Here is a 13,092-nt window from a genome sequence, read left to right as displayed (position 1 = left end):
TCCGCCACGCCGACGCGCCATGTCCACCGCCGCCCCCGCCCGCCCCACGCCGCTGCAAGTCGATCTGGCGCGCCATATCGCTGAAGACATCGTGGCGCGGCGCTACCCGCCGGGCGATCACCTGTCCGAAGAAGCGCTGGCCGCGGCCTACAAGGTGTCGCGCACGCCCGTGCGCGGCGCGCTGCGCTTGCTGGCCGCCCAGGGCCTGATCACCCACCGCCCCAACAGCGGCTATACCGTCGCCGACAACGCAGCGGCGGGCGCGCCCCTGTTCGAAAGCACCGGTCCCACGCAAAACGAACTCTATCGACGGCTGATCGATGACCGCGCCTCGCGCGGCCTGCCCGAAACCTTCACGGAACGCGAGCTGCTCCAACGCTATGGCGCCCCGCGCAGCGTATTGGCCAAGACGCTTCTGCAACTGTCTGCCGACGGGCTGATTGAAAAGCGCAAAGGGCACGGCTGGCAATTCGCCCCGTCGCTTGAAAGCGCCGAAGCGCTCAGCGAGAGCTACCGCTTCCGCATGACCATCGAATGCGCCGGGTTGCTGGAACCCACGTTCCGTGTCGACAAACCGGCGCTGGCGCGTATGCGCGCCGCGCACGAAGCGCTGATTCAACGCGACGACGCCGACATCTCGGCCACCGATTTCTTCGCGCTGAACGCGTCCTTCCATGAATTGCTGGCCCGCTTCTCGGGCAACCGCTACATCCTGCAGGCGGTGCAGCAGCAGAACCAGTTGCGCCGGCTGGAAGAACACGCCGCGTTCTATCGCGACGCGCGCTTCGTCAACTCCAGCAGCGAACACCTGCAGATCATCGAAGCACTGGAATCGGGCGACCAGGAATGGGCGGCGCAACTGATGCGCCGCCACCTGAAAGCTTCGCTGCAAGCCTCCTGACGCCCCCTTCCCGCGCCCCCTTCCCGCGCCCCCTTCCCGCGCCCCGCCCGCCGTCGGCCGGCGAGGGCTGACGCATGGGCCTTGCGCAGGCGCTGGCTCACGGCCCATATTGTATTTATTATTTATTTAATACAAAATAGGCAAACCCGAATCTACCTGCGCAGGATCTCCCATGCCGTCGCTCCCCGCTTCCTCCCCCAATCCCGAAGCCTATTGGATGCCCTTCACCGCCAATCGGCGCGTCAAGCGGGATCCGGTGCTGTTCAGCGCCGCCGAAGGCATGCACTACATCCGCCCCGACGGCCGTCGCGTGCTGGACGGCATCGCCGGCCTGTGGTGCGTGAACGCGGGCCACCGCCGCCCTGAAATCGTCGAAACCATCGCCCGCACCGCTTACGAGCTGGACTACGCGCCGTCGTTCCAGATGAGCCACCCGCTGGCCTTCGAGCTGGCCGATGCATTGTGCGCCGAAGCGCCCGCGGGCTTTTCCAACGTCTTCTTTTCGAACTCGGGATCAGAGGCGGTCGACACCGCCCTGAAAATCGCGCTGGGCTACCACCGGGCGCGAGGCCAGGGCCAGCGCGTGCGGCTGATCGGGCGCGAACGGTCTTATCACGGCGTGGGGTTCGGCGGCCTGTCGGTGTCGGGCATCGGCGGCCATCGCAAGCCTTTCGGCAATCTGCTGCCCTTCGTGGACCACCTGCCCCACACCTATGACCGCCAGCAGATGGCCTATACGCGCGGCCAGCCGGATTGGGGCGCCCATCTGGCCGACACGCTGGAACGCATTGTGGCGCTGCACGACGCCTCGACCATCGCCGCGGTCATCGTCGAACCGGTCGCCGGTTCCACCGGCGTGATCGTGCCGCCCCGGGGGTACCTGCAGCGGCTGCGCGACATCTGCGACGCACACGGCATTCTGCTGATATTCGATGAGGTGATCTGTGCGTTCGGCCGCATCGACGGCGCCTTCGCGTCATCCTATTTCGGCGTCAAGCCGGACATCATCACCAGCGCCAAGGGCCTGACCAACGGCGCCATCCCCATGGGCGCGACGCTGGTGCAGCGGCACGTGTACGACGCGTTCATGCAGGGGCCGGAAAACGTCATCGAGCTGGCGCACGGCTACACCTATTCGGGCCATCCGGTCGCATGCGCGGCCGGCTTGGCGACACTGGACATCTGCCGCCGGGAAGGCCTGTTTCAACGCAGCCAGGAACTGTCGCGTTATTGGGAGGACGCGGCGCATAGCCTGAAAGGACTGCCGCACGTGGTCGACATCCGCAACATCGGCCTGCTGGCGGCGATTGAACTGGCGCCGCTGGAAGGCCAGCCAGGCCAGCGCGCCTATGCGGTGCACAACGCCTGCCTGGAACGCGGATGCCTGATCCGGTCGGCGGGCGACACGATGCTGCTGTCGCCCCCGCTCATCATCGAACGCGCCCAGATCGACGAGCTTTTCACCGTGCTGGCGGACGTGCTGCGCGCCAGCGCCTGATCCGCGCGGCTCAGGCCAGATGGCGCGCCACGGCCTGGACGACCCGCCGCACATCGTCGGCGGACACGTCCAGGTGCGTCACCAGGCGCGTCGGGCCGCCGTAGACGGCGCGCATCTGGATATCGTCCTTGGCCAATGCGGCCGTCAACGCCTCGCAGCGCGACGGCTCAAATTCCACGAACAGCATGTTGGTGTCCTGGCTCAAGACCTTGACGCCGGGAATGGCGCGCAAGCCCTCCGCCAGCGCGCGGGCGTTCTCGTGGTCGTCGGCCAACCGATCGACGTTGTGCGCCAGCGCGTAGAGGCATGCGGCCGCCAGCACGCCGGACTGGCGCAAGCCGCCGCCCAGCATCTTGCGCCAACGGTGCGCGCGGGCGATCAGTTCCTGGCTGCCCACCAGCACGGAGCCCACCGGCGCGCCCAGGCCCTTCGAAAAACAGATGGATACCGAATCGAAGGGCCGGCACATGTCAGCCAAGGGTTTGCCGCTGGCCACGGCCGCATTGAATACGCGCGCGCCGTCCAGGTGCGTGCCCAGGCCCTGACCGCGCGCCCAGTCCGTCGCGGCCTGGATGTAGGCCGCCGGGATCAGCTTGCCATGGAAGGTGTTCTCCAACGCCAGCAAGCGGGTGCGGGCAAAATGCGCGTCGCCCAACGGCTTCACCGCTGCCGCCAGTTTTTCCAGCGGCAGCGACCCGTCTTCCGCGTGCTCGATGGGTTGCGGCTGGATGCTGCCCAGCACCGCCGCGCCACCGCCTTCGTATTTGTAGGTGTGGGCCAATTGTCCCACCAGGTATTCGTCGCCCCGGTCGCAATGCGCCATCAGCGCGGCCAGGTTGCTTTGCGTGCCGGACGGGAAGAAAAGCCCCGCCGCCTTGCCCGCGCGCTCGGCCACGGCCACCTGCAGCTGGATCACGGTCGGATCGTCGCCCATTACGTCATCGCCCAACGGGGCGGAAACCATCGCCTGCAACATGGCCGCCGAGGGCCGTGTGACAGTGTCGCTACGCAGATCGATCATGGGAAGTCCTTGGAAAGGGAATGGAAGCGGAAGGAAGGCGGAAATGTGAACGGCCCAATCACGACACGCGCGCCGCGGGCGCCGCGCGACTGACGACGAAGATGCCGGCCAGGATCAGGACCATGCCGCCGACTTCACCCAGCGAAGGGCGTTCGGACAGGATCACCCAAGCCAACAGCATCGCCACGACAGGCACGCCCAGGCTGGACAACCCCGCGATCGACGCGGGAACGCGGCGCACCACTTGCAGCCACAGCAGCCAGCCCGCTGCCGTCGCGATCAGCACGATGTAGGCCATGCCGGTCCAAAGCGGCCAGTGCCACTGCGCGGTCATTTGCGGCACCAGATAGGCCACCGGCACCATGACCAGTCCGCCAAACAACATCTGCCAGGCGGTGAATGTCATCACGTCGGGGGCATGGCGTTCGAACATCCGCTTGGACAGCACGGTGCCCACGCCCCAGCACAGGCCACTGCCCAGGCCCAGCAGCACGGGGCGAATGTCGCCCAGGCCGTTCCAGGGTTCCACGAAACAGACCAGGCCCACCGCCGCCAGGCCGATGCCCAGGGCGTGCCGGATCGACGGGCGCTCACCCAGCAGCCACCAGGCGAACAACACCACCCAGAACGGCATCGTGTAGGCCATCAGCGAAACCTTGCCCACGCCGCCCGACACCAGCGCCGTCTGCACAAAGCCCTGGAACCCCGCCGTTTGCGTCAACCCGATCAGCAGGGTCAATTTCCACGGCGGCATGGCCAGCGGCCGCCGCGTGGCGATCGCCAACGCGAACAGCACCAGGCTGCCCGTTACGTAGCGCAGCGCCACGAAGTCGAACGGACCGATGTAGGGCACGATCAGTTTCATCGCGATCCAACTGCCTGCCCACACCACGATGGTGCTGAGCATCAGGGCCAGCCCTGCGCGATCGAAACTGCTGCGGCTCACGTCCGTGGCTCCGTGTAGTAAGGGGTGAAAAAAAGAAAAGACGCCCGGACCGGCGCTTACCGGTGCGGGCGTCTGACATTATGCTCCCGTCCTGCCGCAAGCTTCCTGCCGCTTGCGGCCGGAGGCGCTTACAGGGGCTTGGCCAACTGTTCCAGGATGGCCGGGTTCTCCAGCGTGGACACGTCCTGCGTGACTTCCTCGCCCTTGGCCACCACGCGCAGCAGGCGGCGCATGATCTTGCCCGAACGCGTCTTGGGCAGGTTGTCGCCAAAGCGGATGTCCTTGGGCTTGGCGATGGGGCCGATCTCCTTGGCCACCCAGTCGCGCAGCAGCTTGGCGATGGCCTGCGCCTCGGCGCCTTCCGGACGCGCCTGCTTCAGCACCACGAACGCCACCACGGCTTCGCCGGTCGTGTCGTCAGGACGGCCCACCACGGCGGCTTCCGCCACCAGCTCATGCGCCACCAGCGCCGATTCGACCTCCATCGTGCCCAGGCGGTGGCCCGACACGTTCAGCACGTCGTCGATCCGGCCCATGATCCAGAAGTAGCCGTCCGCGTCGCGCTGCGCGCCGTCGCCGGCCAGGTAATAGCCGCGCAGTTCGGACGGGAAGTAGCTTTTCTTGAAGCGTTCCGGATCGCCCCAGATGTTGCGGATCATCGCGGGCCACGGACGCTTGATGACCAGGAAGCCGCCATTGCCCTTTTCGACGTCGCCGCCGGTTTCATCGACGATGGCCGCCGCGATACCGGGCAGCGGTAGCGTGCACGAGCCCGGCTTGGTCGGCGTGGCGCCCGGCAGCGGGGTGATCATGTGGCCGCCGGTTTCGGTCTGCCACCACGTGTCCACGATCGGGCAGCGTTCGCGGCCGACGTTCTTGTGATACCAGATCCAGGCTTCGGGGTTGATGGGCTCGCCCACCGTGCCGATGATGCGCAGGCTGTCCAGATCGTAGTTTTTCGGATGCGCCTCGGGCGTCGCCTCGGACGCCTTGATCAGCGAACGGATGGCGGTGGGCGCCGTGTAGAACGTGGTGACCTTATGGCGCGCGATCATGTCCCAGAAGCGGCCGGCGTTCGGGTAGGTCGGCACGCCTTCGAACACGACCTGCGTCAGGCCGGCGGCCAGCGGGCCGTAGGTGATGTAAGTGTGGCCCGTGACCCAGCCCACGTCGGCCGTGCACCAGTAGACGTCGTCCTTGCGGGCGTCGAACGTCCACTTCACGGTCAGCAGCGCCCACAGCAGGTAGCCCGCCGACGAATGCTGCACGCCCTTGGGCTTGCCCGTGGAACCGGACGTGTAGAGGATGAACAGCGGGTGCTCGGCATTGACCGGCACGGGCTCGCAGGTGTCGGGCTGGCCGGCCTCGACCTCGTGCATCCACAGGTCGCGGCCTTCGGTCCATTGCACCTTGCCGCCGGTGCGGCGGTACACGATGATCTTGGAAATGGCTTCGCAGCCGCCCATCGCGATGGCGTCTTCCACCGCGACTTTCAGCGGAATGGTCTTGCCGCCGCGCACCTGCTCGTCGGCGGTGATGACCAGCGACGCGCCCACGTCCACGATGCGCTCTTGCAGGCTCTTGGCCGAGAAGCCGCCGAACACCACCGAATGCGTCACGCCCAGGCGCGCGCAGGCCTGCATGGCCACCACGGCTTCGATCGACATGGGCATGTAGATGATGGCGCGGTCGCCCTTCTTGTATCCCAGCCCGGCCAGGCCGTTGGCGAAGCGGCACACGCGCGCCAGCAGTTCGCGGTAGGTGACCTTATTCACCGTGCCGTCGTCGCCCTCGAAAATGATGGCCGTCTTGTCGGCGTTGCCGTTGGTCAGGTGCACGTCCAGGCAGTTGGCCGAGACGTTCAGTTCGCCGTCGCCGAACCAGCGGTAGAACGGGGCGTCGGATTCGTCCAGCACCTGCGTGAACGGCTTTGTCCACGTCAGGTTGTCGCGGGCCTGGCCGGCCCAGAAACCGTCGAAATCGTTTTCGACCTGGGCGCACAACGCGTTATAGGCGTCCATGCTGGGAATCGCCGCGCCCTGCGCCGCACGCTCGGGCGGCGGAAAGACGCGGGTTTCTACCAGTACGGACTCAATGGCATTCGACATGATTTTGTCTCCAATCGGTGATTCTGTTGTTTGTGCTGCTGTTTTATTACCCACCCGCCACCGTATCGCCGCGCTCTTACGGGCACCTTACGCAAAATGCGGGCCGGAGCCCGCATGTGCATGGAAACGCAGAGACCTGACAGCGCCGGCTCAGGGCGGGAAACACCGGGACGGCATCGCCCCCAGCGGCACGAACAAGCTGACAACGCACCTGCATAGCAGTGCAAAGCAATCCGCTTGATGCGTCGCGTGGCACGCGACGCATCAAAGGCAGTGCATAAGGATAGCAGCCCGGCCGCAGCCGCGGCAGCCTGCGGGGTGGCGTTCTTTCAGACGGCGGGACGGCGCGCCAGGCCGCGCTTCATGTCCACGCGCGACAGCAGGCCCAGGCCGCCCACGAAGAACAGGCCGGTCACGAGGATGGCCAGGCGGTGGTCGCCGTGCGTGGCCCAGGTCACCAGGCCGTAGGTCAGCGGGCCGATCACGGCGGCCAGTTGCACGGCGAAGGTCCACAGCGAGAAGAACTCGGCCAGACGGCCGGCGGGGGCCAGCGCGCCCGTCATCGCGCGGCCGGCGCTTTGGGTCGTGCCCATGCACAGGCCGGCCAGCGTGGCGGCCACCCAGAACACCGGCGCCGTCGTGGCCACATACGCGACCAGCACCATCACGATCCAGCCGCACAGCGTGATGGCCAGGGCCGGCTTATGGCCGATGCGGTCCTGCACGTAGCCGAACGAGAACGCGCCCAGCGCCGCGCCGATGTTCACCGTGAACACCAGCAGCATGATCTGGGGCGTGGTAAAGCCCATGACCTCGGACGCATACACGGCCGCCAGCGTGATGACCACCGAAATGCCCGCCTGATAGCAGGCAATGCACATCAGCAGCCGGCGGAATTCGGGGAAATGCTGGCCCGTCTCGCGCCAGGCGTAGGCCAGACGCTTGAGCATGTGCAGCGCCTGCGGCTTGTCCGCCTGGGGGCGCGCACGCTCTTTCAAGAGGAAGAAGGACGGCAGCGCCGCCAGCGCGAACACCGCGCAGGTGACGACGATGACCCATGGCACGAAGTGTTCCGCCGTCATGCCGCGCCCTTCGGCCAGCGTCACGACCACCAGCGACAAGCCCAGCGTGAGCATGCCGCCGCAATAACCGAAGCTCCAGCCCCAGCCCGACACGCGGCCCAGCGCCGCGGGTTTGGCCAGTTCGGGCAGGAACGCCGCCACCACGGACTCGCCCACGCAGTAGCAGTAGTTGGACACGACAATGGCGGCCAGCGCCAGCCAGACGTCGCCCGGCCCGGCCTGTGTCAGCACCAGGGTCGCAGCCACGCAGCCGATGGTGCTGGTGTAGAGCAGGCGGCGCTTGCTGCCGCTCACGTCCGCGCGGGCGCCCAGCGTGGGCATCGTCAACATGATGAGCAGATAGGACAGCGACAGCGCCGCCGTCCAGGCCAGCGTGGCCCATGGGGCGCGCCCACCGACCACGCCGACGAAATAGGTGCTGAACACCGCCGTAAGGATCACGGTGGTATAGCCGGAATTCGCGAAGTCGTACATGGCCCAGGCCCAGACTTCGCGTTTGGCCACGCCGGGATTCAGGGGGCTTGCGCTCCCTGCTCCGGCGTCCGGCATGGAACCGTCCGCAGTCGGTCCCGGCTGTTGCGGCTGGCTCACAGGCCCAGCGCGGCGATGCCAGCCTGTGCGATCAGCACGTCTTCGGTCGACTTCACGCCCGACACGCCGACCGCGCCCACCACGTGGCCGTCGACGGTGATCGGCACGCCGCCTTCCAGCATGCCGTCGATCAGCGGCGCCGACAGGAACGACACGCGGCCGGTGTTGATCATCTCTTCGTAGACGCGCGATTCGCGGCGGCCCAGCGCGGCGGTCTTGGCCTTCGAGGGCGAGATGTGCGCCGAGATCGGGGCCGCGCCGTCCAGGCGCAGCATGCCCAGCAGATGGCCGCCGTCATCGACCACCGAAATGGTCACGGCCCACTTGTTCTGCACGGCGTGTGCTTCGGCCGCGGCGAGGATCTTCTTGACGTCTTCGGCGCTCAGCACGGGTTTGGTATTCATTGCAGCGACTCCTTGATCTGTTCCAGGGCATTGGGATCTTCAATGGTCGTCAGGTCTCCGGGGTCGCGTCCTTCGCATACCGCGACGATCGCACGGCGCAGCACCTTGCCGGACCGGGTCTTGGGCAACGCGCCCACAAACCGGATCCGGGCGGGCCTGGCCACCGCTCCCAGCTGATCTTCCACCAGCCGCATGATATCGCCTTCCAGTTGCTTTGCCCCTTCCGGCGTCTCGGCACTGGCAGGATTCTTCAATACCGCGAAGGCCATGGCCACCTGCCCCTTCAGGGCGTCGGCGACGCCGACCACCGCGCATTCCGCGATTCCGCTGTGGCTGTTGACGGATTCCTCGATCTCGCGCGTACCCAGGCGGTGGCCCGCCACATTGATCACGTCGTCGGTGCGGCCCAGGATGAACCAATAGCCGTCGGCGTCCACCCGCCCCCAATCGAAGGTCGAATACACCTGCCGGCCGGGGATCGAGGTGAAGTAGGTTTGCACGAAGCGCGCGTCGTCGCCCCAGATCGTGGACATCGCGCCCGGCGGCAGCGGCGGCACAATGGCCACCACCCCTTTCTCGTCCGGCCCCAGGTCTTCGCCCGTGGATTCGCTGACGATGCGCGCATCGAACCCGTATACCGGGAAGGACGGGCTGCCGAAACGGGTCGGCACGCGCTCCACCCCCGGTTGGGCGGACAGGATGGGCCAGCCGGATTCGGTCTGCCAATAGTTGTCGATGATGGGCTTGCCCAGGCCTTCGGATATCCATTGGGCAGTGGGTTCGTCCAGCGGCTCGCCCGCCAGATAGACGGCGCGCAGGCTGGACAGGTCATGGCGCGTCAACAGCGCCGGGTCCTGGCGCTTCAGGACACGCACCGCCGTCGGCGCCGAAAACAGCGTGTTCACGCCGAACTGCTCGACCAGCTTCCACAGGATCGCGCCGTCGGGACGCACGGGCGTGCCCTCGTACAACACCGTCGCCTGGCCGCCGATCAGGGGGCCGTAGATGATGTAGGAATGCCCCACCACCCAGCCGATGTCGCTGGTGCAGAAAAACGTGTCGCCCGCGCGCCCGTTGAACAGGTATTCCATCGAGGAGGCCAGCGCCACGGCATAGCCGCCGGTGTCACGCTGTACGCCCTTGGGCTTGCCGGTGGTGCCGGACGTATAAAGGATGTAGCTGGGTTCGGACGATTCCAGCCATTGCACCGGCACGCGCGCGCCGCGGTGGCGGTCGCGCAGCGTCGCGTAGTCCAGGTCGCGCCCGGCCACGGGCTCGAATGGCGCCAGGCCGCGGTCGAACACCACCACCGAGGCTGGCGGCGTCTTGGCCAAGCTCAACGCCCGGTCCAGCAAAGGCTTATAGGGCACGACCTTGCCCCCGCGCGACCCGCCGTCGGTGCAGACCACCACCTTCGGCGCCGCGTCGTCGATGCGCTGGGCCAGGTTGACCGACGCGAACCCGCCAAACACCACCGAATGCACCGCGCCGATGCGGGCGCAGGCCAGCATCGTGAACACCGCCTCCGGCACCATCGGCATGTACAGCAGCACCCGGTCGCCGCGCCCCACCCCCAGCTCCTTGAGCATGGCGGCGGCCGCGTTGACCTCTTCGTAGACGTCCTGGCGGGTGTAGACGCGCTCGCGGTCCACTTCGGTGGACACCCAGATCAGCGCCGGCTTGTCGGCCTGCGTCGGCAGCCACCGGTCGACGGCGTTGTAGCAAAGATTGGTCTGCCCGCCCACGAACCACTTGGCGAATGGCGGCCGCGAGAAATCCAGGACAGACTCGAACGGCGTCTCCCAGTGGATGCGGCCGGCCTCTTCGCGCCAGAAGCCATCTCGGTCATGCAATGATCTGTAATGGAAATCCCGGGTTTTTTGCATTTATGTCTCCTGTTATCGTTCGTACGCCTTAAGGCTGATTGATTTCTTTCGAATCATTTGGTCATTCTGGTAGGCGAACCTTGCACGAGGCTTGCCACAAGTCAAAATGTTCCGCCAAATATCCACGCGTCATGGATAAATAGCCGATCTGTCACCGACCGGTCTTGAAAGTTTGGTAGAATGCCCGCGAAGTTGTAGATAATTGTTGATTTTGCTGACATTTCAGCTCGATCCACGGCTAATTCCGTGGTTTTTGCTGTCATCCGGCAAGTCATCCCAGGCGAATGCATCGACACTCCATACTCGCGCGATTCAATTCATCCACTGGCCAAGCGTACCGGGGTCTGTGTACGCTCGCGTTGATGGCATGTGTGGCGGGTTTGGCAGGTTGTGCTGGCACTGGCCAGAAGTCAACCGCCCATACGTCCGAGATTGATCCGTACGAAATGGAATGGGTTGCCACCTCCGATGATCCCATCGGCTTGCTGGTAAGCCAAAAATTCAAGCGCGAGCGCCAACAGAACCGCGCCAACACCGGCGCCGGCAGCGACAACGCCATGGTCAGCGAAGCCCTGAACTACCTGGGCATCCGCTACCGCTTCGGCGGCAGCTCCCCCGATACCGGATTCGATTGCAGCGGCCTGGTCACTTACTCGGCCGAGCGCTCGCTGGGCCTGAAGCTGCCCCGCAATGCCGCGGAAATGGCCCAGCAGGGCATCTCCGTCGCCAAGAACGAACTCAAGGCCGGCGACCTGGTCTTCTTCAATACGATGGGTCGCCGCTATTCCCACGTTGGCATTTACCTGGGCGACGACCGCTTCGTGCACTCGCCCAGCGCCGGTGGCGTCGTCCGTGTCGAAAGCATGACCATGGCCTACTGGACCAAGCGCTACAACGGCGCCCGCCGCCTGGACAACAGCCTGATGGCGTCCGCCCGCGCCGCGAATTGAATCCCGCTACCGGCATCCTCGCATAAGCGGACCGCCACGCGCCACTCCAAAAAAGCAAAACGCCGCCAGACTTGTTGTCTGACGGCGTTTTTCATTGCTCTTCGCGGTCCGGGACTCAATCCCCACGCCGCAGGCCGTTTCGGCCTCCCCAGTTTTTGTGTTCCATCGGCAAACGGCGAAATCAGTGAACGGTGCCTGCACGCGGGCACAGGCCGCATTGCTGCAGCGCCTGCTGCATGCTGCATACCGAACGGCGACAAGCCACGACCCGGATGCCACCGCGCTGCGCGGCGTTGCGGAAGGTCTTCATGACGTTGTGCCCCAGGAAGTCGGTCAGCAGAATGACCAATTGGGTGCCGGACGGAAGTTGAAGCGTCTTTTTCTGATGCGAGGGATCGCGGCCACTGATGTGGTGCGTGATCGAAATATTGTGTCCTTTCAGCAGATCCGGGATGTTGCCCAGTCGATCTGCGCCAACCACTACTGCACTGAGTCCTGCCGTCATGATGAACCTCACTGGTCGTTGAGCCTGGATGTAATGATAATGATTCCTATTTTTTAGTCAACTCAAATGAGATCGGTTCTTATTTAATAATATTAATGACCTTATCGAAGGGGATAGCGAGATTTGCTATCGGCCAAGGAACTCGCGGGTTTCCGGCGAGTCAGCGCCCCCAGGCATCCAAGAAAAAAGCGCGGCATTCCAAGAATGCCGCGCTTTTTCCTGCTGTAGGCCGAAGGCCGTTCGGGCGCCCTACTTCGGCGCGCCCTGCACCGCTTCGGTCACGACCGCGCGGGTCAGCGACGGCGCCAGCATTTCCAGGAACGTGTAGACGTAGTCGCGCAGGAACACGCCCGACTTCACGCCCACTCGGGTCGTGTGCGTGCCGAACAAGTGGCCGACGGGCAATCCAACCAGGCTGGAATCGCGCCGCGGGTCATAGGCCACGCCAGCGATGATGCCGATGCCCAGGCCAACGTCTACATAGGTCTTGATCACGTCCGCGTCGATGGCTTCCAGCACGATGTCCGGATGGATGCCCTGGTTGGCGAAGACTTCGTCGATCGTGCTGCGGCCCGTGAATGCGCGGTCATAGGTGACGATGGGGTACTCCGCCAACTGCTGCAGCGAGAGGCGCTTGGCGGCGCTGGAAGTCAGTTCCGCCAGTGGATGGTCGGGGCGCACCACGACGGTGTGCTCCCAGGCGTACACCGGCAACGTGGCCAGACCCGGGGTCAGGGCCAGGGATTCCGTCGCCAGCGCCAGGTCGGCCTGCTCGTGCAGCACCATCTCGGCCAACTGCGCGGGGCTGCCTTCAGCCAGGGACAAATGCACTTTGGGGAATTGCTTGCGGAACGCGGGGATCACGCGCGGCAGCAGATAGCGTGCCTGGGTGTGCGTGCACGCAATCACCAGACCGCCTTCGTCCCGACGCGCGAACTCGTCGCTGACCTTCTTCAGGTTGTCGACTTCGCGCATGATGCGGTCGATCACCTGCGAGACCGCCAGCCCGGGCTTGGTCAGCCCCTTGATGCGCTTGCCGTGGCGTTCGAAGATCTTGATGCCGAGCTCATCCTCGAACTCGATGATGGCCTTGGAAACTCCAGGCTGCGAGGTATAGAGCATCCGGGCGGCTTCGGTCAGATTGAAGTCGCGCCGGATGGTTTCACGCACGAAACGAAATTGCTGGAGGTTCATTCAATT

The 13,092-nt window shown here is 65.3% G+C and carries 11 protein-coding genes; 3 read left to right on the top strand and 8 right to left on the bottom strand.

Annotation, left to right across the window (positions count from 1 at the left end; translation table 11 throughout):
* Nucleotides 1-19: 19 nt before the first annotated feature.
* Both HG262_RS15955 and HG262_RS15950 read left to right on the top strand, forming a co-directional pair.
* The gene (locus tag HG262_RS15955; protein WP_169271934.1) at nt 20-901 is read left to right on the top strand and encodes a GntR family transcriptional regulator; all 882 of its coding nucleotides are present in this window, start codon (nt 20-22) and stop codon (nt 899-901) included.
* Nucleotides 902-1,073: 172 nt separating this feature from the next.
* Nucleotides 1,074-2,399: an aspartate aminotransferase family protein gene (locus HG262_RS15950; protein WP_169271933.1), complete on the top strand. Its 1,326-nt coding sequence runs from the start codon at nt 1,074-1,076 to the stop codon at nt 2,397-2,399.
* 10 nt (nt 2,400-2,409) lie between these two features.
* Here HG262_RS15950 and ltaE read toward each other — a convergent pair whose 3' ends face one another.
* The 6 genes from ltaE to HG262_RS15920 all read right to left on the bottom strand — a co-directional run bounded on the left by ltaE (nt 2,410) and on the right by HG262_RS15920 (nt 10,437).
* A complete protein-coding gene (gene ltaE / locus HG262_RS15945) occupies nt 2,410-3,420 on the bottom strand; it encodes a low-specificity L-threonine aldolase (protein WP_169271932.1) in 1,011 nt (336 codons plus the stop codon).
* 58 nt (nt 3,421-3,478) lie between these two features.
* On the bottom strand, nt 3,479-4,366 hold the full coding sequence (locus HG262_RS15940; protein ID WP_348984396.1) for a DMT family transporter: 888 nt from the start codon (nt 4,364-4,366) through the stop codon (nt 3,479-3,481).
* Between the two features lie 128 nt (nt 4,367-4,494).
* On the bottom strand, nt 4,495-6,474 hold the full coding sequence (acs, locus tag HG262_RS15935) for an acetate--CoA ligase (RefSeq protein ID WP_169271931.1): 1,980 nt from the start codon (nt 6,472-6,474) through the stop codon (nt 4,495-4,497).
* A gap of 329 nt (nt 6,475-6,803) precedes the next feature.
* The gene (locus HG262_RS15930; protein ID WP_211187383.1) at nt 6,804-8,105 is read right to left on the bottom strand and encodes an MFS transporter; all 1,302 of its coding nucleotides are present in this window, start codon (nt 8,103-8,105) and stop codon (nt 6,804-6,806) included.
* 38 nt (nt 8,106-8,143) lie between these two features.
* The gene (locus HG262_RS15925; RefSeq protein ID WP_169271930.1) at nt 8,144-8,551 is read right to left on the bottom strand and encodes a heme-binding protein; all 408 of its coding nucleotides are present in this window, start codon (nt 8,549-8,551) and stop codon (nt 8,144-8,146) included.
* Entirely contained in the window at nt 8,548-10,437 is a 1,890-nt protein-coding gene (locus HG262_RS15920) for a propionate--CoA ligase (protein WP_169271929.1), read from the bottom strand. The genes HG262_RS15925 and HG262_RS15920 overlap by 4 nt, the downstream gene beginning before the upstream one ends.
* A gap of 284 nt (nt 10,438-10,721) precedes the next feature.
* Between HG262_RS15920 and HG262_RS15915 the strand changes: the two genes are divergently transcribed.
* Nucleotides 10,722-11,387: a C40 family peptidase gene (locus HG262_RS15915; protein ID WP_169271928.1), complete on the top strand. Its 666-nt coding sequence runs from the start codon at nt 10,722-10,724 to the stop codon at nt 11,385-11,387.
* A gap of 181 nt (nt 11,388-11,568) precedes the next feature.
* Here HG262_RS15915 and HG262_RS15910 read toward each other — a convergent pair whose 3' ends face one another.
* Both HG262_RS15910 and HG262_RS15905 read right to left on the bottom strand, forming a co-directional pair.
* Nucleotides 11,569-11,892 (bottom strand): DUF2325 domain-containing protein, encoded by a 324-nt coding sequence (locus HG262_RS15910; RefSeq protein ID WP_035212827.1) that lies wholly within the window; start codon nt 11,890-11,892, stop codon nt 11,569-11,571.
* 249 nt (nt 11,893-12,141) lie between these two features.
* Nucleotides 12,142-13,086, bottom strand: a complete 945-nt coding sequence (locus HG262_RS15905) for a CysB family HTH-type transcriptional regulator (protein ID WP_169271927.1) — start codon at nt 13,084-13,086, stop codon at nt 12,142-12,144.
* Between the last annotated feature and the right edge of the window lie 6 nt (nt 13,087-13,092).

Origin of the sequence: Achromobacter sp. Bel (assembly GCF_012928505.1) — a bacterium.
Classification (GTDB): Bacteria; Pseudomonadota; Gammaproteobacteria; order Burkholderiales; family Burkholderiaceae_B; genus Achromobacter.
The sequence above is the reverse complement of the archived record's forward strand: the minus strand, read 5'-3'. Positions and strand labels throughout refer to the sequence as shown.